23 protein-coding genes are annotated in these 19,176 nt (G+C 61.7%); 17 read left to right on the forward strand and 6 right to left on the reverse strand.

Translation table 11 applies throughout. From position 1 onward, the window contains the following. Window positions 1–25: 25 nt before the first annotated feature. Together FJ941_RS25210 and FJ941_RS25215 are read left to right on the forward strand one after the other, a co-directional pair. The gene (locus FJ941_RS25210) at window positions 26–607 is read left to right on the forward strand and encodes a TetR/AcrR family transcriptional regulator (RefSeq protein WP_140509874.1); all 582 of its coding nucleotides are present in this window, start codon (window positions 26–28) and stop codon (window positions 605–607) included. Further along, window positions 604–1,440 carry a DMT family transporter gene (locus FJ941_RS25215; protein WP_140509876.1) on the forward strand — a complete coding sequence of 279 codons (837 nt, stop codon included), beginning with the start codon at window positions 604–606 and terminating at the stop codon, window positions 1,438–1,440. The genes FJ941_RS25210 and FJ941_RS25215 overlap by 4 nt, the downstream gene beginning before the upstream one ends. A gap of 118 nt (window positions 1,441–1,558) precedes the next feature. Here FJ941_RS25215 and FJ941_RS25220 read toward each other — a convergent pair whose 3' ends face one another. Continuing rightward, window positions 1,559–1,870 (reverse strand): transcriptional regulator, encoded by a 312-nt coding sequence (locus tag FJ941_RS25220; protein WP_140509878.1) that lies wholly within the window; start codon window positions 1,868–1,870, stop codon window positions 1,559–1,561. A 552-nt stretch (window positions 1,871–2,422) separates the two neighbouring features. On the opposite strand from FJ941_RS25220, the gene FJ941_RS25225 reads away from it, so the two are divergent. Beyond that, complete coding sequence (locus tag FJ941_RS25225; RefSeq protein ID WP_140509880.1) at window positions 2,423–2,893, forward strand: histone; 471 nt, start codon at window positions 2,423–2,425, stop codon at window positions 2,891–2,893. Between the two features lie 438 nt (window positions 2,894–3,331). Next, window positions 3,332–3,928: a glutathione S-transferase family protein gene (locus FJ941_RS25230; protein WP_140509881.1), complete on the forward strand. Its 597-nt coding sequence runs from the start codon at window positions 3,332–3,334 to the stop codon at window positions 3,926–3,928. A 163-nt stretch (window positions 3,929–4,091) separates the two neighbouring features. Here the strand turns inward: FJ941_RS25230 and FJ941_RS25235 are convergent, their stop codons facing one another. Next, a complete protein-coding gene (locus FJ941_RS25235) occupies window positions 4,092–4,748 on the reverse strand; it encodes an outer membrane protein (protein WP_140509883.1) in 657 nt (218 codons plus the stop codon). 412 nt (window positions 4,749–5,160) lie between these two features. Here FJ941_RS25235 and FJ941_RS25240 point away from each other — a divergent pair, with 412 nt between their 5' ends. The 6 genes from FJ941_RS25240 (at window position 5,161) to FJ941_RS25265 (ending at window position 10,275) form a co-directional block, all read left to right on the forward strand. Continuing rightward, window positions 5,161–5,925 carry an SDR family oxidoreductase gene (locus tag FJ941_RS25240; protein ID WP_140509885.1) on the forward strand — a complete coding sequence of 255 codons (765 nt, stop codon included), beginning with the start codon at window positions 5,161–5,163 and terminating at the stop codon, window positions 5,923–5,925. Further along, window positions 5,922–7,988: an excinuclease ABC subunit UvrC gene (uvrC, locus tag FJ941_RS25245; protein ID WP_140509886.1), complete on the forward strand. Its 2,067-nt coding sequence runs from the start codon at window positions 5,922–5,924 to the stop codon at window positions 7,986–7,988. Before FJ941_RS25240 ends, uvrC begins: the two co-directional genes overlap by 4 nt. 99 nt (window positions 7,989–8,087) lie before the next feature. Further along, window positions 8,088–8,684 carry a CDP-diacylglycerol--glycerol-3-phosphate 3-phosphatidyltransferase gene (pgsA, locus tag FJ941_RS25250; RefSeq protein WP_010915213.1) on the forward strand — a complete coding sequence of 199 codons (597 nt, stop codon included), beginning with the start codon at window positions 8,088–8,090 and terminating at the stop codon, window positions 8,682–8,684. A gap of 1 nt (window position 8,685) precedes the next feature. Continuing rightward, a complete protein-coding gene (moaD, locus tag FJ941_RS25255; RefSeq protein ID WP_027144520.1) occupies window positions 8,686–8,943 on the forward strand; it encodes a molybdopterin converting factor subunit 1 in 258 nt (85 codons plus the stop codon). A 5-nt stretch (window positions 8,944–8,948) separates the two neighbouring features. Then, window positions 8,949–9,431 (forward strand): molybdenum cofactor biosynthesis protein MoaE, encoded by a 483-nt coding sequence (locus FJ941_RS25260; protein WP_140509888.1) that lies wholly within the window; start codon window positions 8,949–8,951, stop codon window positions 9,429–9,431. A gap of 178 nt (window positions 9,432–9,609) precedes the next feature. Beyond that, window positions 9,610–10,275, forward strand: coding sequence for a YbaY family lipoprotein (locus tag FJ941_RS25265; RefSeq protein ID WP_246673988.1), 666 nt, complete (start codon window positions 9,610–9,612; stop codon window positions 10,273–10,275). A 63-nt stretch (window positions 10,276–10,338) separates the two neighbouring features. Here FJ941_RS25265 and ndk read toward each other — a convergent pair whose 3' ends face one another. Continuing rightward, a complete protein-coding gene (gene ndk, locus FJ941_RS25270) occupies window positions 10,339–10,761 on the reverse strand; it encodes a nucleoside-diphosphate kinase (RefSeq protein WP_027144516.1) in 423 nt (140 codons plus the stop codon). A 290-nt stretch (window positions 10,762–11,051) separates the two neighbouring features. Here ndk and FJ941_RS25275 point away from each other — a divergent pair, with 290 nt between their 5' ends. Next, complete coding sequence (locus FJ941_RS25275) at window positions 11,052–11,324, forward strand: DUF2934 domain-containing protein (RefSeq protein ID WP_140509890.1); 273 nt, start codon at window positions 11,052–11,054, stop codon at window positions 11,322–11,324. 80 nt (window positions 11,325–11,404) lie between these two features. Here FJ941_RS25275 and FJ941_RS25280 read toward each other — a convergent pair whose 3' ends face one another. Continuing rightward, window positions 11,405–12,097, reverse strand: a complete 693-nt coding sequence (locus FJ941_RS25280) for a glutathione S-transferase family protein (protein WP_140509892.1) — start codon at window positions 12,095–12,097, stop codon at window positions 11,405–11,407. A 66-nt stretch (window positions 12,098–12,163) separates the two neighbouring features. Between FJ941_RS25280 and FJ941_RS25285 the strand changes: the two genes are divergently transcribed. Then, window positions 12,164–12,676 carry a DinB family protein gene (locus tag FJ941_RS25285; protein WP_027144513.1) on the forward strand — a complete coding sequence of 171 codons (513 nt, stop codon included), beginning with the start codon at window positions 12,164–12,166 and terminating at the stop codon, window positions 12,674–12,676. A 45-nt stretch (window positions 12,677–12,721) separates the two neighbouring features. Here the strand turns inward: FJ941_RS25285 and FJ941_RS25290 are convergent, their stop codons facing one another. Both FJ941_RS25290 and FJ941_RS25295 read right to left on the reverse strand, forming a co-directional pair. Beyond that, the gene (locus tag FJ941_RS25290) at window positions 12,722–13,312 is read right to left on the reverse strand and encodes a GNAT family protein (RefSeq protein WP_140509894.1); all 591 of its coding nucleotides are present in this window, start codon (window positions 13,310–13,312) and stop codon (window positions 12,722–12,724) included. Between the two features lie 63 nt (window positions 13,313–13,375). Further along, complete coding sequence (locus tag FJ941_RS25295; protein ID WP_140509896.1) at window positions 13,376–14,335, reverse strand: LysR substrate-binding domain-containing protein; 960 nt, start codon at window positions 14,333–14,335, stop codon at window positions 13,376–13,378. A gap of 109 nt (window positions 14,336–14,444) precedes the next feature. On the opposite strand from FJ941_RS25295, the gene FJ941_RS29085 reads away from it, so the two are divergent. From FJ941_RS29085 to FJ941_RS25325, 5 genes are all read left to right on the forward strand, one after another. Then, complete coding sequence (locus FJ941_RS29085) at window positions 14,445–15,278, forward strand: hypothetical protein (protein WP_181166733.1); 834 nt, start codon at window positions 14,445–14,447, stop codon at window positions 15,276–15,278. 45 nt (window positions 15,279–15,323) lie between these two features. Continuing rightward, window positions 15,324–16,247 (forward strand): DMT family transporter, encoded by a 924-nt coding sequence (locus FJ941_RS25310; RefSeq protein WP_140509898.1) that lies wholly within the window; start codon window positions 15,324–15,326, stop codon window positions 16,245–16,247. Beyond that, complete coding sequence (locus FJ941_RS25315) at window positions 16,240–16,443, forward strand: hypothetical protein (protein WP_027144508.1); 204 nt, start codon at window positions 16,240–16,242, stop codon at window positions 16,441–16,443. Before FJ941_RS25310 ends, FJ941_RS25315 begins: the two co-directional genes overlap by 8 nt. Before the next feature lie 161 nt (window positions 16,444–16,604). Next, window positions 16,605–17,057: a MucR family transcriptional regulator gene (locus tag FJ941_RS25320; RefSeq protein ID WP_140509900.1), complete on the forward strand. Its 453-nt coding sequence runs from the start codon at window positions 16,605–16,607 to the stop codon at window positions 17,055–17,057. 136 nt (window positions 17,058–17,193) lie between these two features. Next, complete coding sequence (locus FJ941_RS25325; protein ID WP_140509901.1) at window positions 17,194–19,071, forward strand: ABC-F family ATP-binding cassette domain-containing protein; 1,878 nt, start codon at window positions 17,194–17,196, stop codon at window positions 19,069–19,071. The last annotated feature ends 105 nt before the right edge of the window (window positions 19,072–19,176 follow it).

Below are 19,176 nucleotides of genomic sequence, written 5' to 3' on the forward strand. Positions count from 1 at the left end.
ACCTGTCTCATCACTTGGTTAGCGCATGACACCGTCACCTGCTTCCGACAAACGCCAGCATGTCGTCGAAACGGCCTATGCGCTGTTCAAGCGCGCCGGTTTCCATGCCACCGGCATCGACCGGATCATCGCCGAGGCGGACGTGGCCAAGATGACTATGTATCGCCATTTCCCCAGCAAGGACGAGCTGATCGTCGAGGTGCTCGACTATCGCGCCAGGCGTTTTGACGATCAGCTCGACCGGCTCGCCGGAGAGAGCACCACGCCGGAGCAGAAAATCGCGAAGATCTTCGACTGGCATGGCCGCTGGTTCCGCAGACCGGATTTTCATGGTTGCCTGTTTGCCCATGCCTTGGCCGAGTTCGGCGATCCCCAGCATCCGGTGTTCAAGGCTGTCGCCAGGCAGAAGAATAGCCTCAGGCAGCGCCTGCAGTCGATCCTCGAGCAGGTGATGCCGCGCGGGCGGGCCGAAAGTGCGGCGACGACCCTGTTGATGCTGATCGAAGGTGCGACCCTGATGGCGCAGATGGGGCAGGGAGACACCGCCATCCGCGACGCCCGCAAGGCTGCCTTGGACATCATCGCCGCCTCGCGCAGGCCGCAATGAGCCCACTGGTCATCGGGCTCGCGCTGTTCGCGGCGATTCTGCACGCAAGCTGGAACGCCTTTCTGCGAACGGGTGCCGACAGGTTGTGGACCGTCACCGTCATGAGCTTCTCCAGCACGGCGCTTGCCATTCCCCTTGCAATCTTCAATGGTTTTCCGGCGACGCCCGCCTGGCCCTATGTCGGGCTCTCGGCCTGCCTGCAGGTCGGCTACAGCGTATTTCTGGTGGCCGCCTACAGGTATGGCGAACTGGGACAGGTCTACCCGATTGTTCGCGGCAGCGTGCCGCTGCTCGTCACGCTCGGCGGGTTCCTGCTGGCCGGCCAGCAGCTCACCGCTCTGGAGACCGTGGGCGTTGCCCTGGTCGGCGGCGGCATCATGGCTCTTTCGCTTGGGCGAGGAAGAGCCACCACGACATCGATCCTCTATGCGGTGGCAACGGGGGCAATCATCGCCGCCTATGCGATGGTGGACGCGATCGGCGTTCGTGCGGCGGGCAATGTCGGCGCCTACACCGCCTGGGTCCTGCTGGCCTATGGCGCACTGCTGCCGGCGGCCTTCGTCGCCTGTCGCGGCAGGCTCGCCGTCGATGCGCGGGCACCGGAAACCTGGAAGGCGCTGGGCGGCGGCCTGTTCGCGCTTCTGGCCTATGGCGTGGTGGTGGCGGCCTTCGCGCTCGGGCCTGCCGGTCCGATCACCGCGATACGTGAGACCAGCGTCGTCTTCGCGGCCTTCATCGGCCGGTTGTTTCTCGGCGAGACGCTGACGCCCCGGCGAGTCGGCGCCTGCGCCGTCGTCGCGCTCGGCGCCATTTGTCTCGGCTATCAGCCGTAATGAAGACCCACACGCCTGCCGGCACGCGGCGATTCCGCCACCATAGACAATTGTCGGACGAGCGGCTCGCCGTATCATGAGACGGTGAACCGCTCAAAGACGTTCGCTCGGCGCAGAGCTATTTTCTGCGCTGCGTTGCCTCTGCCTGATCGATGATCTTGCGAAGAAAGGCAATGTGACCGCGAAAGGCCCGCCGTCCGGCCGTCGTGGCTCTGATCCGTGTCTGCGGCCGCCGTCCGACAAAGAGCTTTTCAATGTCGGCATAGCCAGCTCTGGCCAGCGTATCGAGATGTGCCCCGAGATTGCCGTCGGTGGTCTCGATCATGGCCTTCAACCGGGTGAACTCAAGCGCCTCGCGCCTTTCCAGCGTGTTCAGGACGGCCATGATCCTGAGCCGCGTACTCTGGTGGATAATGTCGTCGACGCTCATCAATAAGCTCCAATGCGGCAAAACCTCGGGCTGTCGCCGCGTGACCCGGCAATCTCTGCCAGCGGTGTGTCACTTGCCTTTGCACGTCCGAAACCAAAGGCGCAATAACATCCCCCAACAGAACACTCTGTTATACAGAGTATTCTGTCAATCAGAAAACAGATGCGGGGAACATGCTTGACAAGGTGAACTTCAGATCGGGTGTCGCATCGCGCTCGTGATCCGCATGGACCGCTCGCTTGCAAAAGATAATCGCCTCGATGAGACGGCAAGTGATGATATTCACGACCGAAGATCATGCGTGAAGTTGCTCGCTGATCTTTGGAGCTTCATGGCGAACTCGCATCGGGAATGCCGGTGTCAAATTGCTGGCGACGCCGGAAGATCAACGGCGGATTTTTCCGGTGATGAGTGTGATTGTGTGTCGATCGCAACCAAAATTTAAGTTGAGAAAATCATACCATTGCTTCGCTGGCTAGCGAGACGCGAGTCAGATATGCATTGCGCGCCGGGGTCATTCACGGCCATCGGCATAACGTGAAGGGGCATGACATGGCTAAGCAGTCATCTAAAGCGCCGGCATCCAAGGCACCGGCAAAGAAAGCACCCGCAAAAGCAGTCGCGGCGAAGGCCGCAACGGCAGTGAAGAAAGCAGCGCCTGCCGCCAAGCCGAAGGCCGCCGCGGCCAAGGCACCGGCGAAGAAACCTGCGGCAGCGGCAAAAGCCGTCGCGAAGCCGGCAATGAAGAAGGCGGCGCCCGCGAAAGCCGCGGCGAAGCCGGCAGCGAAAGCGGCACCGGCCAAGAAGCCTGCGGCCAAGCCCGCAGCCAAGCCCGCAGCGAAGAAGGCGGCTCCCGCCAAGGCCGCGGCAAAGCCGGCAGCGAAAGCGGCACCAGCCAAGAAGCCGGTGGCCAAGCCGGCTGCGAAAGCAGCCGCCGCCGCGACTAAGCCGGCGGTGAAGAAAGCCGCGGCGCCGAAGGCAAAGGCGGCGCCCGCGAAGGCGAAGGCTCCGGGCAAGAAGTAGACGGATCGTTGGGGCGTCGCGTGTCCTTCGGGATGCGGCAAGGGCGCTCTGACGCTCTGGATCGGAGCATATTCGGCAACGGGTTCAGCCCTCGGGACTGAGCATCGGGAAGGGGCCGAGGGGCAAGCAAAGCGAGGCGCCGGTTGGCTGCCTCGCTCGCCCGTCTCTCTTTCGCCCCTTGCGGTGGTTGGCGAAGGTTCTCGGCACGACGCTTTGGCGCCTGTGAAGTATGGGCTCCTGTGACGTGTGAACGCGGGGTTTAAACCCGGCGGCTTGCTGTCGTGGCCTGCTGATACTTCCTAGTGTGCCGGTTCAGTTTGTCGTGATGCCAAGACGGAAACCGCGGCAGGTTTCTGGTCGCTGGTTTTTTGCACTCTGGCGATTGATCGCAAGAGTTTGTCCGGTCAACACTGGACGGTCGCAAACAGGAAACCGATCATGCCGAAGCTGCTCTACGCGTCCGCCTCTCCCTATAGCTCCAAGGTAAGGATGGCCGCGGCCTATGCCGGGATCGCTCTCGAGGAGGTGCCGGTCAGAACCGAGGACAGGCCGGCCGAACTGATCGGCGCCAATCCGCTCGGCAAGATCCCGGTGCTGGTGCTCGACGATGGCCGTTCGATTCACGACAGCCGCGCCATCACGCAGCACCTCAACCGGATTTCGAAGAACGCATTGTTTCCACGCAATCCCGACAAGCGTCTGGAAGCGGAAGTACTGGAGGCGCTGGCCGACGGTATCTGCGATTGCGCGCTGTCGATGGTCTATGAGCGCCGCACCCGCCCCAAAGAGATGGTCTATCAGCCCTGGCTCGACCGCCAGTGGGCGAAGATCACGGCAGCACTCGACCTGCTCAATGCCAATCCGCCAAAACTGCCGAAGAAGATCACGGCCGGTCAGTTGGCGTTGCGTGCCTGCCTCGGCTACCTCTCGCTGCGCTTTGGCGGCCAGTGGGAGAAAGGGCGCAGCCGGTTGATCCGCTGGGCGGCGCGCTTCGATGAAAAATTCCCGGAGCTGAAGTCCGTGGTTCCGGCCTAATGCATGTCGCTCGGAAGTGTCCTCGGTTCCGGGAAACGACATGCATAAAATCAAAAGCTTACAGCAGGTCGGGCGAATCCTGTTCGCCGCGACATGCTGTAAGCGACCGGACATAAAAAAGCCGGGCGCGAGGCCCGGCTTTTCGTGTCGTGGCTTGAACGACTTAGAACTTCATGCCGAGGCCGAAGGTGACGCGGTTGTCCGTCGCCTTGACCTTGCCAATACCATCGAAGCTCTTGCTGCCGAAGTCGGTGTAGCGATATTCGACGCGGCCGAACACGTTGTCGGTCAGCTTGATGTCGGTGCCGACGCCGGCGGTCCAGCCGAGCATGGTGGCGGTGTCGCTGGCGCCGAGAACGGTGTCTTCCACCTTCAGGCTTCTGCCGGCGAGGCCGCCCGTGCCATAAAGCAGGATTTCCGGGGTCACGGCGTAGCCGAGACGGGCACGCAGCGAGCCTTCGAAGCCGCCCTTGGAGTTGATGCCGTTGTCGTCACCCTTCACGCCGTTGTAGCCGAGTTCGGCTTCACCGCCGTAAACGAAGTTCTCCTGCTGCCACTGATAGCCGCCGAAGACACTGCCGACAAAACCTTTGGTATCGGTCGAAACGCCGAAATCCTTTTCCTTGGTCTTGCCGCTGAAGCCGTAGCCCAGGTTGATACCGGCATAGGGGCCGGCCCACGAGGCGACCGGAAGTTCGGCAACCGGAGCGGGTGCCGGCGGCTCTTCCGAAACGACGTCCGCGGCATAAGCGGTACCGCCGAGGGCGAAGAGCCCGAGCGCAACAGCCAGCGGCCGTGCGAATTTAAAATTGGCTTGCATTGTTCTTTACTCCTTAAGCCACAGGACACAGGCTTGTTTCTCACGATCGCCATCGACCCGTCCGGGGGGTGAAACGGATCTGGCGTTCGTCGGTTCCAAATGTCGTGTCAAAATGCGGCTGAACCGAACCTGAACTTGGGTCATTCCCCGGCACGAATGAGGCAGAACCTTGACGTTGCATGTTCGCAACAGCGAAATGTCAGCAGCAAGTTCACGCTGCGCTGCACACCGCTTGGTGCAAGGAGTCCAGCGACCTATATTGCGATCCAATGGTTCCGAGTCCCGGAGGGCTCGGCATACCGAACCGGGCACTTCGCCACAATGTTGCCCCAGGTGCGAACGCCGTTTAACGCATGCCGGGCCACATTTCGTCGGCATCGCGTTTCGGGCCGAAATTGAGGATTGACAGCAGATGAGCAAAGCCACTGCCGTGGCGCTGGTGACCGGTGGGGCGAAACGGATCGGCAAGGCGATCGTCGAGGACCTCGCCAGCCATGGTTTTGCGGTCGCCATCCATTCCAATCGCTCGCACGATGAGGCGGATGCGTTGGCCGCGGGGATTAACCGGTCGGGCGGCCGCGCCGCCGTGGTTCCGGCTGATCTAACCGACATGGATGCCGTCAGCGACCTCGTCGGCCAAGCGGAAGCAGCGCTGGGCCCAATTTCGCTGCTGGTCAACAATGCTTCGCTCTTCGTCGATGATTCCGTGCAAGATTTCGACTGGCACGCCTGGGACCGCCATTTTGCCATTCACGTGAAAACCCCGGCGCTGTTGGCGCAGAACTTCGCCCGTTCCCTGCCGGAAGGGCAGGAGGGGCTGATCGTCAACGTCATCGACCAGCGCGTCTGGAGGCCGACACCGCGCTATTTTTCCTATGCGCTGTCGAAATCGGCATTGTGGACCCAGACGCAGATGCTGGCCCAGGCACTCGGACCCGGCATCCGCGTCAATGCGATAGGGCCGGGCCCGACGCTGAAGAACGTGCGCCAGGACGATTCGGATTTTGACGCGCAGGTCGCTGGCCTCATTCTGAGGCGCGGCCCGGAATTGCCGGAATTCGGCGCCACCATCCGCTATCTCTGGGAGACGCGCTCGGTCACCGGCCAGATGATCGCGCTCGATGGCGGCCAGCATCTTGCATGGCAGACGCCCGATGTGACAGGCATGGCGGAATGAGTCCTTTGGATCACAAGAACAAGGCGCGCGGCGGCGCTGATGATCTTCCTCCCGAAATCGACCTCGAGGACGAGGCGCTGGAGGAGATCGTCGAACCGGTTGGCCCGGATGTCGCCTTCACGGCCATCGACTGGGCGCCGCATGCCGGCGACGCCGAAGGCATGATCGGCGCCGAGGTAATCCAGACGCTGGTGAAGCGGCTGCCCAATGCGCCAGGCGTTTATCGGATGATGAACGCCGCCGGCGACGTGCTCTATGTCGGCAAGGCGCGCAGCCTGAAGAAGCGTGTCACCAATTACGCGCAAGGCAGATTCCACACCAACCGCATCGGCCGCATGGTGCGCGAAACGTCGACGATGGAGTTCGTCGTCACCCGCACCGAGATCGAGGCGCTGCTACTCGAAGCCAATCTTATCAAGCGTTTGCGGCCCCGATTCAATGTGCTGATGCGGGACGACAAGTCGTTTCCGTATATCCTTTTGACCGGTGACCATGTCTCACCAGGCATTTACAAGCATCGTGGGGCACGCTCGCGCAAGGGGGACTATTTCGGCCCCTTTGCTTCGGCGGGCGCTGTCGGCCGCACCATCAATTCGCTGCAGCGCGCCTTCCTGCTCAGAAGCTGCACCAATTCCTTCTACGAGAACCGCACGCGGCCATGCCTGCTCTACCAGATCAAGCGCTGCGCCGGGCCGTGCACCGGCGAGATCTCGCATGAGGGTTATGCCGAGTTGGTCGCCGAAGCGAAGGACTTTTTGTCCGGCCGCAGCCAGAAGGTGAAGACCGAGATTTCGGCTGCCATGCAGCAGGCTTCGCAAGACCTCGATTTCGAGCGCGCCGCCATTTATCGCGACCGGCTGGCGGCCCTGTCGCACGTGCAGAGCCATCAGGGCATCAACCCGGCGACCGTCGACGAGGCCGATGTCTTCGCTATCCACCAGGAGGGTGGCCAGGTCTGCATCCAGGTGTTCTTCTTCCGCACCGGCCAGAATTGGGGCAACCGTGCCTATTTCCCCAAGGCCGATCCGGCGCTGGAGGGATCGGAAGTGCTGGGCTCGTTCCTGGCGCAATTCTACGATGACAAGCCGACACCGCGTGCCATTCTCCTGTCGCAGACCGTCGAGGACCAGGAACTGCTGGCCGAGGCGCTCTCGACGCGCGCCGGCCGCAAGGTGGCGATCTCCGTGCCGCAGCGCGGCGAGAAAAAGGATCTGACCGACAACGCTTTGCAGAATGCGCGTGAGGCGCTTGGCCGCCGGCTGGCCGAAACCTCGACGCAAGCGCGGCTGCTTGCTGGTTTCGCCGAGACCTTCGGCCTGACCAAGCCGCCCGTGCGCATCGAGGTTTACGACAACTCGCACATTATGGGCACCAACGCCGTCGGTGCCATGGTCGTCGCGGGGCCGGAAGGCTTTGTGAAGAACCAGTACAGAAAATTCAACATCCGCTCGACCGAGATCACGCCGGGCGACGATTTCGGCATGATGCGCGAGGTGATGGAGCGGCGCTTTTCACGGCTGCTCAAGGAGCATGGCGACGTTGCTCCCGACGAGACTGCCTCGGCGGATTCAGGTGAGGATATCGAAGACGATATCTCCGGAAGCTTCCCTGCCTGGCCCGATGTCATCCTGATCGACGGTGGCCAGGGCCAGATGACGGCGGTGCGCAAGATCCTGTCGGATCTCGGCATCGAGGACCGGGTCGTCGCCATCGGCATCGCCAAGGGACAGGACCGTGATGCAGGCCGCGAGCGCTTCTTCGTCAAGGGCAGGGACTCGTTTTCGCTCCCCGTGCGCGACCCCGTCCTCTATTTCGTCCAGCGGCTGCGCGACGAGGTCCACCGCTTCGCCATCGGGTCGCACCGGGCCCGCCGCAAGAAGGAAATGGTCAAGAGCCCGCTCGACGAAATCGCCGGCATCGGGCCCGGCCGCAAGCGCGCGCTTCTCTTGCATTTCGGCACCGCCAAGGCGGTCAGCCGTGCCGCAGTCGAGGATCTGAGGAAGGTCGACGGCATTTCCGAACAGGTGGCGAAACTGGTCTACAATCACTTCCACGAGAGCTGAAGAAAATCGTTACTTTCAGCTGGCCAGTCGAATCTGGCCTGTTGACCCCCTACATCCGCTTCTGATTTGAGTACGCAGGCAGAAAGAGTCTCTGAAGACATGGCCCAGCGCGCATTTAACCTGCCCAACATGCTGACCTACGCCCGCATCATCGCGGTACCGCTGGTCGTGCTGTGCTTTTTTCTCGAGGGCCATCTGAAATCGAGCGACTTCGCCCGCTGGTCGGCGCTGGTCATTTTCCTGCTGGCGTCCGTCACCGATTATTTCGACGGCTATTTTGCGCGCGCCTGGCAGCAGACCTCCAACATCGGCAAGATGCTCGATCCGATCGCCGACAAGCTGCTGGTCGCCACCTGCCTCTTGCTGCTGGCGGCCGACACCGACCGTCATGCCGGTATCGCCGGCTGGTCGCTGTGGGCGGCGATCATCATCCTGTGCCGCGAAATCCTGGTTTCGGGCCTGCGCGAATATCTGGCGGCGCTCAAGGTTTCGGTGCCGGTGACGCAACTTGCCAAGTGGAAGACCACCATCCAGATGGTCGCCATCGCCTTCCTGCTGGCGGGACCGGCCGGTGACAAGATCTTTCCGCTGACCACGCAGACCGGCCTCGTGCTGTTGTGGATCGCGGCCCTCGTGACGCTCTACACCGGCTACGACTATTTCCGCGCCGGTCTCAAGCACATCATGGACGAGTGAGATGACGACCCGTCTCATCTATTTCGCCTGGGTTCGCGAACGGATCGGCACATCGCAGGAAGATGTCGAATTGCCCGCCGGCATCGAGACGGTCGCCGACCTCTTGCGCTGGCTGCAATCGCGCGGCGAAGGGTACCAACACGCGCTGCAATATCCCGATGTCATCCGCGTCGCCATCAACCAGGAACATGTCGATCACCGCGAGAAGATATCGGGCGCACGCGAGATCGCACTGTTCCCGCCGATGACCGGGGGCTGACACTCATGCCGGCCGTCCTGGTGCCGACCGTGCGCATTCAGCGCCAGGATTTCGACGTCGCCGCCGAGATCGCCGGGCTGACACAGGGCCGTGCCGACATTGGCGCGGTGGTCACCTTCTCCGGCCTGTGCCGCGACGAGCAGGGCGCTCTCTCGGCACTCGAGCTCGAGCACTATCCGGGCATGGCTGAAGCCGAGATCGGCCGCATCGCAACCCAAGCCACCGAGCGCTGGCCGCTGCAAGGCCTCACCGTCATACATCGCCATGGCAAGATCGCGCCGGGGGCGAACATCGTGCTGGTGGTGGCCGCTTCGGCGCACCGCCAGGCGGCATTCGAGGCGGCGAACTTCCTCATGGACTATCTCAAGTCGCGTGCGCCCTTCTGGAAGAAGGAGCATCGCACCGACGGCTCCGAGGGCGGCTGGGTCGATGCCAAGGAAACTGACGCCGAGGCAGCTCGGCGCTGGAAGCAGCCGCCGTCCGAATAGTTTACCGTGCAGGCGTCACGGAACGACCGCAATCCTTCTGCCAACTGGTCACGTGACTGATTTGGGCAAGGGAGACGGTCATGCTGGACAGGATCGCCGAGTTCTTCGTCTTCGGCTTGGTGCCGCTGGTCGTCGGCGCCTGGCGGTGCCGGAGCTTTCCCTTGCCGCGGAAAAGGCGGTGAGGGGCGAGGTTATCTATCGCGAGCGCATCGCATTGCCACCCAGCGCCGTGCTTTCCGTCGAGCTTGCCGACGTCTCGTTGGCGGACGCGCCCGCCAAAATCATCGGGCAACAGAAGATCAGGCCCGCCGGTCAGGTGCCGATCAGCTTCGAGATCAAATTCGACCCCTCTGTCATCCGACCGCAGATGACCTATGCACTGCGGGCCCGGATCACCGTGGACGGAAGGCTGATGTTCATTTCCGATGTGCGCCATCAGCTCGATCCGCTGACCGACGCGCCACAGACCATCATGCTGAAGATGGTCGCACCCAGCAAGGAGCCAATGACTTCCGTCTTTGATCAGCTCTGGGTGGTCGACTATGTCGACGGCATTGGCGCCGTCACCGCGCCGCAGGCGACCTTCAGGATCAGCGAGGCCGGCAAGGCCGGTGGCAACGGTCCCTGCAACACCTATTTTGCCACGGCGAAGGTCGAGGGTCAGGCAATCGCGATCGGCGATATCGGTTCGACCTACAAAGCCTGCGCGCCCAATGTGATGGCCGAGGAAAAAGCCCTGTTCGATGCGTTGGCCAACGCGGCGTCATACACTGTCGATGCCGGCAAGCTCGCCATATCGGACAAGGACGGCCGCGAAATCCTGCGCTTCAGCGCCGCAAGCTGATTGCACTCCAGAAAAAAGGCCGGCTGAACGCCGGCCTTCCAGATCGGATTTGATGCCGTCGGCTCAGCCGACGATCTCGGTATCCGAGAACCAGTACTTGATCTCCTGTGCGGCCGTTTCCGGCGCGTCCGAGCCGTGCACCGAGTTCTCGCCGATCGACAGCGCATGCACCTTGCGGATGGTGCCTTCGGCGGCATTGGCCGGATTGGTGGCGCCCATCACATCGCGGTTCTTGGTAATGGCGCTCTCGCCTTCTAGGACCTGCACGATGGTCGGGCCCGAGGACATGGATTCCACCAGCTCGCCGAAAAACGGCCGCTCCTTGTGGACGGCGTAGAAGCCTTCCGCCTCGCGGCGGCTCATCCACACCCGGCGCGAGGCGATGACGCGCAGGCCGGCTTCCTCCAGCATCCTGGTGATGGCGCCGGTGAGATTGCGCCGCGTTGCGTCCGGCTTGATCATGGAAAAAGTGCGTTCGAGCGCCATGGGTCGTCCTTGTCTGAATTTGAATTGAGAGTGGCGGGCTCTATACAAGCCGCCCGGCCTATTGCCAAGGGGGTGAGGAGCGGGGTGAGGAGCGGTCGCGTAGCGGGCGGAAAGCCAATTGCTTTTGCTTTCCGAGCGACGAACGCCCAGCGACAGCGAGCGCCGGACCGGTCTGCGCTTCCATGGCTGGTCGCCGCAGGCAGGCGGGATCAGATGGCTGTAAAGCAACGGTTTGCTTGCTATAGTCGCTCGGTCGGCGCCGCGCTGAAGTCGGCCCGAAGGGAGACAACATGACCATGACAGACGATCGTCAGGAGCGCATTCGCAACCGTGCACATCAGATCTGGCAGGAAGAAGGGCGACCGGCCGGTCATCACGAACGCCATTGGCACCAGGCGGCGGCCGACGTCGATCGGGAGGACGCGGGGAAGCCGTCGGCGGACAAGAAGCCAGCCAAGAAGGCATCCGGCGCCGGCAAGACAAAAGCAGCCCCCAAGGAAGAAAAGGCCGCCGCGAAAGCCAGCAAGCCGAAGGCCAGCAAGCCAAAGAAGGCGGCCAAATAGGCCAGCTGTTCCGCCGCTGATTTTCGCAACAGGTAGACGGCGCTCGAGCTGCCTTGCGGGCAGGCAGGCCTTTGCGTCCGTCACGCCGCGGCGGAAACCTTTCGTCCCAGCCCGCCATGCAGGTCGAGGCAGCGGGTGAACCACTGCGCTACCGCGTCGCTGCCTTCGAGCAACTTGTAAGGTGATGCGATACGCGCCCATTGCAGCGCGCCGAAGACGATATAGTCGGCAAACAGCGGCGAGGCGCCGCCGATGAACGGCTGGTAGCTCAACATGGAGCGCAGCGGCTCCAGCGCTGCCCGGAAGGTTGCCAGGCCGGCATCGCGTGCGGCGACGACGTCCTCCAGCCGCTTGCCGAGGCGCTGCTCCCGGCTCTGTCGGAAATACGAGGCGTTCTCCTCGTCTTGCATGGCATGAAGGTCAACGACCGCCGCGGTGGTGACATAAGGGTGGATGGTCAATTGCGACCAGCGCTCGGTGAAGCGCGCCATCGCCTTGCCGCCTTCGCCGCCAAACAGCGTCGGGCGATCCGGATAGGCCTCATCGAGATAGAGCGCGATGGTGAAGGAATCGGCGACGACCTTGTCGCCATCGCGGATAACCGGAACGGTTTTCGAGACACCGCCTTCAATGGCCGGCACTTCGAGAAAACGCGTCGGCGCGGTCGAGGCATCAAGTCCCTTATGGGCCAGCGCCATCGTTGCCTTCCAGCAATGTGGGCTGAACGGACGGCCCTCGTCACGCCCGACGAGATCATAAAGCAGAATGGTCATTGGCGCCGGTTCCTTTGCGGTCTAGGTATCGCTCCCGACACCCGAAACAGGCGCGGCGGGAAAAAGATGAAACAGCACTTCATGATGTTTGCGGCATACAATCAATGGGCCAATGGCCGCATCTACGATGCCGCCGACGATCTCAACGATGAGGAATTCAATCGCGACGTCGGCGCCTTCTTCGGCTCGCTGATGGGCACGCTCAACCACCTGCTCGCCGCCGATCGCATCTGGATGAAACGCTTCACCGGCGAAGGCGCCGCGCCGACGACATTGGACGCCATATTGTACCGGGCCTTGCCTGTCCTGAGGACAGCGCGCGAGGCCGAGGACCGGCGGATTATCGACTGGCTCGGCGGCTTGAACGACAAGGCGCTGTCGGGTCGTTTCACCTATATGACCGTATCGGACATGCGCACCGTCTCGCAGCGCCTGGCGCCCGCGCTGGCTCATGTCTTCAACCACCAGACCCATCACCGCGGCCAGGCGCATATGATCCTGACGGTTCTGGGCCGCCCTTCCGTACCGCTCGATCTGGCGCATTTCCAGCGCACCGAGGAAGGAAGGGCCTTCGCCTGATCCACATGGTTTTGTTTTAAATTCGGGGCGAGCGGTTCGCGCGGGCTACCGTCGCATTTTTTGCCGTAGCCCCGCTTTTACATCAGGCCACTCGGAATCGATAATGCTGAACCGGACGGAATTGCGTTTCCGGCCGTCCGGCATGATCCGTTCATTGCGAACGATTCCTTCCTGTTTTGCTCCTATTCTCAAAATGGCCGCTCTCGACGCGTCATTGAGTTCGTCGGTGGTGAATTGCACGCGAACACAGCTCATGACTTCAAATGCCTGAACCAGGAGAAGATATTTAGCCTCGGTATTGACGCCCGATCGCTGGACCGAACTGCCGAGCCACGTGTGCCCAATCTCCAATTTTCTATTCGCACGATCAATTTTCCAGAACCGCGTACTACCGCAAATCAAGCCCGTGGCGCGCAGGATGATTGCGTATGGCATGACGGTCCCGGCCTGTCGTCCAGCCAGGGCATTGGCAATATAATCATCGATCGCGCCTGGCCCAGGAACCACGGTGGCCTTCAGGTTCCATAGCTCGCCATCCGCGGCGGCACTCAAAAGCGCTACGGAATGCTCTGGCTGAAGGGGGCTGAGCTCAACGAGATCCCCGACCAAGGCGGGTTGCCTGGATTGGACGCCCATCAATCGATGATCCCTATTTCTCTTGTCTGCGGTCACCGAGCGGCAAGTGAGACCTATTCGAATTCAGACAGCCTCTGAAGCCAAGTCGGTGACTTCGCTGTCCAACTGGCGTTGCGTCATGGCCGCTTCCGCCATCACCCATTGTTTGAACAGCAGCACCTTGCGTGCGGCAGGGCTCTGGTGGGGCGAGACAAAGTACCAACCGGCCGTGTTCGGATGATGAACGGCAAACGGAGCGATCAGCTTTTCGGCGCGGATATCGCTGGCCATATAGGCACGGTTGGCAACGGCAAAGCCCATTCCTGAGTTGGCCGCCTCGTAGGACATCATGCACGAATCGAAATAGATGCTTTTGGTCTCGCTGAGCACAAAACTGGCACCAGCAAAACCAAGCCAGGATTGCCAGTTCTGGGTGCAGGTGTCGGAATGCAGCAACGTGAAGTGCTTGAGGTCGTCCGGTGTGACCTTTGACAGCGGCTTCTGGCCGAGAACTTCATGGAACAGCTTGCGGCTGCACACCGGCGTCAGGTCTTCCCGAAACAACAGGTCCGATGGCAGTCCGTTGAAGTGGCCGTCGCCATAGCGGATTTCGAGATCGAATTCGGAAGTCGTGAACTCATGCGTCGCGTACGAGGTCGAAACTCGCATCACGATATCGGGATGTTGCTGCTGAAAAAGTGGCAGGCGCGGAAACAGCCAGCGTGCGGCAAATGTCGGCAGTACGGATATCTTCAGCACATGTTCCTGTGATTGCCCGGTCGCTTCCATGCTGGCGGCGACGATCCGCTCCAGCGCCTCGCGAACGCGCGAGACATAGGTCTCGCCCTCGGGTGTCAGCGACACTGCATTGCCGCCGCGCTGGAAAATCTTGAAGCGCAGCTGGTCCTCCAGGCTTTTGACGCGCTGGCTGACCGCCGAAGCGGTGATGAACTGTTCTTCGCCGGCACGCGTGAAATTGCCATGCCTCGCAGCACTCTCCACGATTTTCAGCGAATTGAGGTTGACCTGACTGAGCAGACGCACGGTTTCGACCTTAAGCTGGGCTTATGGTAGCACTAGCATTCCTAATTTTACAGGGGGAGCTAATTTAATCGACTGTTAACCAAGTGTTTGCCCCACTTGGAGAAGTACAATGAACGCACATACGATACCCGAATTGCGCTATGCGATGAGCCGCGAGGCCATTATCGGTCACGAAACCGCCTGGAAAGTGTCGAGCTTCGGCGTTGCGCAGTATCTGCATGGCTATGATCCGGCACTGCTTGCCGCGATCGAGGAAGCCGCCCTGAAGCTCAAGGCCAGTCATGCCGTGCACAAGCACCTCGACCTGACCTTCATCACCGGCGCCGACCGTTTCATCCCCGAAATCAAGGAGTTGCTGAACGACAAGTTGCGCCTGGAGCGGCTCTCCGACATGATGGGCACGAAGCTGGAGCCCTATCCGCTGTCGATCGTCGGTTCGACCGTCACCTTCATGAACCCCAGGGATGGCGCCGTCGAATGGCATTGCGACGGCGTTCCGGTCACCGAGCTCATTCCGCTGTCGATCAGCGATCCGCTGGTCGGCGGCCAGCTCGAAATCTATTGCGACGATTCCGAGACCGGCCGCGCCATTCTCGAATCCGGCCGCGAGATTCCGCGCAACCGCATCATGCGCATCGATCACAAGATGAACTACGCCACGCTCGGGCAGTTCCTCGGCGTCCTGCATCGCACTGCGCCGATCCAGTTCGGCGAGCGCGTCACCCTGGTGCTCAACCAGCGCTCTGTGGCCAAGCCCTATGTCGACGATAACAGGATGTTCTATCTTGCCGCCGACAACGATCACGACCGCGAGTGGGTCAACGAACTGGCCGACGACGTGTGGACCAACCAACTGCCGGCCTATCGCCGGTTCGAAGCGGAACATCCGACGCCGGCCCCTGCCGAAGCGCCGGTTCCGGGCGGAGCCAGGGAATCATGGTAACGACCCATGACCCCGAAAAGTGGAAACCGGTTTTCGGACAGGATCATGGTCGACCACAGGGATAGCCCTTGCCGGTTCTTTCGGCATCGATCGGGCTCGGTATCCGTGCTGGTCTTCGCCACCGGCGCGGTGGCGTTGTGGTCGACAAATGCGCTGGTCGGCAAATCCCTGCTGGCCAGTCACCCGGTGTCGCAAGTGCAATTCCTGCAATTTGTAGGGGCCGCACTGGTGTTCGCGGTCATCCGGTTGATGAGCCGCGAGAAAGCCGCGGCAGTCACGGCGAGCACCGCGCTGGCGCCGCTCGCGGTTGGTTTTATCGGTCTGGTCGGCACCATGGTACTGCAATATATCTCCTTTGCCTTGATGCCGGTGATAGAAGCCAATCTCGTGGCCTACACCTGGCCCTTGATGGTTGCCGCGGCGGTGATCGCCTTCGATAATCCCCGGCGTCCGGCTTTGCTGGGCCTTGCCGCGGCCCTTGGGTTCGTCGGCGTCGCGTTGGTGATTTCGGGAGGACGTGACCGCACCTGGTTCCAGGGTGATCTCGCCGGCTATCTGGCCGCATTCGGATCTGCGCTGTGCATGGCTTTCTATTCGGTGATGGTGGGACGGCTCGCCAATTCGCCGGACCGCTTGTTGTTGCCCTCGTCGCTGGTTGGCGTCGCGTTGACACTCATATGGTCCGCTCGCGAAGGCGTCGCCTGGCCCACCGGGATGGATCTGGCCCTCGGGCTCTATCTCGGCGCCGGGCCGATGGGGCTGGGTTATTACTTCTGGTCGCACGCCTTGAAGCTCGGAGGCAGCGGCAAGGTCGCTGTCGTCGCCTATCTCACGCCGATTGCCTCGACGCTGCTGCTGACCTTGTCCGGTGAACGGCTGACGACGACCGCCATTGCCGGAGCCGTCCTCGTGATCGGCAGTTGTGTCGCCGTCGGCCTGGAGCGTACGGAGGCGCAAGACTATGTTTGACGACAATGAACGTCTCGCCAGGCAGGAAGCGCACTGGCTCATCAAGGAATTCGGCGCGGAGGCACCACTTTATGCCGCGATGAAGGCTGAAAAGGCGATTGAGCAGAAGGATTTCGGGCGTTGTGCCCGCTGGAAGCGTATTCTTGAGATATTGGCGGATGGCCGGACAACCAAGTCTGTCGCTTCGAAGTATTAGATTTTCTAATTTGCGCGACGTCGATTTCCCATAAAGGTAGTTGATGCCAAGTCTTGATTCGTTTTGGGACTTGGCGGTCCGTCGGGGGACGCGGTTAAAGAGATACATCGACAAAAGTCTTCACTGGGGTAGATGACTTTGTCACAAACAAGGTGAAAGAATTGTCAAATATCGAGGATAAGACCGTTATCGAGCTAACCGCCGATATTGTCTCGGCCTATGTAGGCAACAATCCGCTTCCGGCTTCTGGCCTGCCTGACCTGATTGCCAGCGTTAGCGCCTCGGTCCGAAAGCTGGCTGGCGCGGCCGTCGTGGAAAGCCCGAGCCTGGTTCCGGCTGTAAATCCGAAAAAGTCGGTGTTTCCCGACTACATCATCTGCCTGGAGGACGGCAAGAAGTTCAAGTCGCTCAAGCGACACCTCAGGACAGACCATGGTTTGAGCCCGGACGACTATCGGGCCAAATGGGGTTTGCCGCCGGATTATCCGATGGTCGCCCCGAATTACTCGGCGACCCGGTCGGCGCTGGCGAAATCGACGGGACTTGGCCGCAAGCCGGCCGCTGCGCCGGCAGTGGTGGCCAAGGCGACAAAGCGTGGCAAGGCCACTGCCTGAGGCCTTGCTGGCCGGTATGGCAGATCACTGATCGGCTGCTCTGGCGGCGCATTATGTGCGCCGTTTCCAGGCCTTGTGCGGCCAACTGGCCCGCAAGGTCTTGCGAAGCGTTGATGTCCAGTGCAAAAGCGCGACCATGCTTATCATCAATGACCTCTCGCTCCGCATGGCGGGGCGCTTGCTTCTCGACCACGCCTCGCTCACCTTGCCGGCCGGCACCAAGGCCGGTCTTGTCGGCCGCAACGGCACCGGCAAGACGACGCTGTTCAAGGCTATAACAGGCGATTTTCCCTCCGAGACCGGCTCGATCAGCCTGCCGAAGAATACGCGCATCGGCCAGGTGGCGCAGGAAGCACCTGGCACCGAGGACCCGCTGATAGAGATCGTGCTCAAGGCCGACCTTGAGCGCACGGCGTTGCTCGAAGAAGAAAAGATCGCCACCGATCCACACCGTATCGCCGACATCCATATGCGGCTTGCCGATATCGACGCCCATTCGGCCGAGTCGCGCGCGGCCACCATCCTCGCCGGCCTCGGCTTCGACGACGCCGCGCAGCGCCGTCCGGCCTCGTCCTTCTCCGGAGGCTGGCGTATGCGCGTGGCGTTGGCCGCCGTGCTGTTTTCCGAGCCGGATCTCCTGCTGCTCGACGAGCCGACCAACTATCTCGACCTCGAAGGCACGCTGTGGCTTGAGAACTACGTTTCAAAGTATCCGCACACCGTGCTTCTGATTTCGCACGACCGCGATCTGCTCAACCGTGCGGTCAATTCGATCGTTCACCTCGACCAGAAGAAGCTGATGTTCTGGCGCGGCGGCTACGACCAGTTCGAGCGCCAGTACACCGAGCAGAAGGAATTGCAGGAAAAGGGCCGGGTCAAGCAGGAAGCCGCCCGCAAGCACATGGAATCCTTCGTCGAGCGTTTTCGCGCAAAGGCCTCCAAGGCAAGACAGGCACAGTCGCGCATCAAGGCGCTGGAAAAGATGAAGCCGATCTCGGCCATCGTCAACGACACGGTGCGGCCGTTCTCTTTCCCCGAACCTGTGAAGACGGTGGCCTCGCCGATCGTTGCGCTGAACAACGTCAATGTCGGCTATACCGAAGGGCAGCCGATCCTGAAGAAGATGACGCTGCGCATCGACGCCGACGACCGCATCGCGCTGCTTGGCGCCAATGGCAATGGCAAGTCGACGTTCGCCAAGCTGCTGTCGGGCCGTCTGAAGCAGGAGACCGGCACCATGACGGTGGCGCCCGGGCTGAAGGTGGCGATCTTTGCCCAGCATCAGCTTGACGATCTGCGCCCTGAGGAAAACGCCTATGAGCATGTCCGCCGGATGATGCCGGAGGCGCCGGAATCGAAAGTGCGCGGCCGTGTCGCCCAATTCGGCCTCACGACCGAGAAGATGAACACGCCCGCCAAGGACCTGTCCGGTGGCGAGAAGGCGCGGCTGTTGATGGGGCTGTCCGCCTTCGAGGGGCCGAACCTGTTCATCCTCGACGAGCCGACCAACCATCTCGACATCGACAGCCGCGAATCGCTGATCCATGCGCTCAACGAATTTCCCGGCGCCGTCATCCTGATCTCGCACGACCGCCATCTGCTCGAGGCGACCGCCGACCGGCTCTGGCTGGTGAAGGACGGCGCGGTCAATCCGTATGACGGCGACCTGGAGGACTACAAGACGCTGGTCACCGGCATCTCCGGCGACCGTCGCGGCAAGCGGGAGGCCGACAAGGCGTCAAAAGCCGACCGCCGCCGCGATGCGGCCGCGCGCCGCGCCGCCTTCGAACCGTTGGCCAAGGAAATCCGCGCCACCGAGGCGCTGATGGACCGCATCCGCAAGCGCATCGACGGCATCGAGGACGAACTCGCCAACCCGGCGGTCTACGAAAAGGATCCGTCGACGGCGACAAGGCTCGCCAAGGAACGCTCGCAGCTTGCGCAGACGCTTGCCGGCCACGAAGAAAAATGGCTGACCATGTCCGCGGAGTATGAGGAAGGCACGGCGGAGTAGGGAGAGCGATTCTTCCTTCTCCCCTTGTGAGGCCTTTGCACGGGAGCCGATATTTGGCGCACGTGATGCATGGGCGTTTTTTGAAAGGCGATCGGGCCGCCTTGG

Source organism: Mesorhizobium sp. B2-3-13, assembly GCF_006442195.1.
GTDB lineage: Bacteria > Pseudomonadota > Alphaproteobacteria > Rhizobiales > Rhizobiaceae > Mesorhizobium > Mesorhizobium salmacidum.

Bases quoted from the DNA above. Each gene is read 5' to 3' on its own strand.
- FJ941_RS25285 (WP_027144513.1), top strand. From the start codon at position 12,164: ATGAAACAGCACTTCATGATGTTTGCGGCATACAATCAATGGGCCAAT.
- moaD (WP_027144520.1), top strand. From the start codon at position 8,686: ATGACGACCCGTCTCATCTATTTCGCCTGGGTTCGCGAACGGATCGGC.
- FJ941_RS25260 (WP_140509888.1), top strand. From the start codon at position 8,949: ATGCCGGCCGTCCTGGTGCCGACCGTGCGCATTCAGCGCCAGGATTTC.
- FJ941_RS25290 (WP_140509894.1), bottom strand. From the start codon at position 13,312: ATGGGCGTCCAATCCAGGCAACCCGCCTTGGTCGGGGATCTCGTTGAG.
- FJ941_RS29085 (WP_181166733.1), top strand. From the start codon at position 14,445: ATGAACGCACATACGATACCCGAATTGCGCTATGCGATGAGCCGCGAG.
- FJ941_RS25235 (WP_140509883.1), bottom strand. From the start codon at position 4,748: ATGCAAGCCAATTTTAAATTCGCACGGCCGCTGGCTGTTGCGCTCGGG.
- FJ941_RS25310 (WP_140509898.1), top strand. From the start codon at position 15,324: ATGGTCGACCACAGGGATAGCCCTTGCCGGTTCTTTCGGCATCGATCG.
- FJ941_RS25215 (WP_140509876.1), top strand. From the start codon at position 604: ATGAGCCCACTGGTCATCGGGCTCGCGCTGTTCGCGGCGATTCTGCAC.
- FJ941_RS25240 (WP_140509885.1), top strand. From the start codon at position 5,161: ATGAGCAAAGCCACTGCCGTGGCGCTGGTGACCGGTGGGGCGAAACGG.
- FJ941_RS25275 (WP_140509890.1), top strand. From the start codon at position 11,052: ATGACCATGACAGACGATCGTCAGGAGCGCATTCGCAACCGTGCACAT.
- FJ941_RS25315 (WP_027144508.1), top strand. From the start codon at position 16,240: ATGTTTGACGACAATGAACGTCTCGCCAGGCAGGAAGCGCACTGGCTC.
- FJ941_RS25225 (WP_140509880.1), top strand. From the start codon at position 2,423: ATGGCTAAGCAGTCATCTAAAGCGCCGGCATCCAAGGCACCGGCAAAG.
- pgsA (WP_010915213.1), top strand. From the start codon at position 8,088: ATGGCCCAGCGCGCATTTAACCTGCCCAACATGCTGACCTACGCCCGC.
- FJ941_RS25210 (WP_140509874.1), top strand. From the start codon at position 26: ATGACACCGTCACCTGCTTCCGACAAACGCCAGCATGTCGTCGAAACG.
- FJ941_RS25230 (WP_140509881.1), top strand. From the start codon at position 3,332: ATGCCGAAGCTGCTCTACGCGTCCGCCTCTCCCTATAGCTCCAAGGTA.
- FJ941_RS25325 (WP_140509901.1), top strand. From the start codon at position 17,194: ATGCTTATCATCAATGACCTCTCGCTCCGCATGGCGGGGCGCTTGCTT.
- ndk (WP_027144516.1), bottom strand. From the start codon at position 10,761: ATGGCGCTCGAACGCACTTTTTCCATGATCAAGCCGGACGCAACGCGG.
- FJ941_RS25280 (WP_140509892.1), bottom strand. From the start codon at position 12,097: ATGACCATTCTGCTTTATGATCTCGTCGGGCGTGACGAGGGCCGTCCG.
- FJ941_RS25220 (WP_140509878.1), bottom strand. From the start codon at position 1,870: ATGAGCGTCGACGACATTATCCACCAGAGTACGCGGCTCAGGATCATG.
- uvrC (WP_140509886.1), top strand. From the start codon at position 5,922: ATGAGTCCTTTGGATCACAAGAACAAGGCGCGCGGCGGCGCTGATGAT.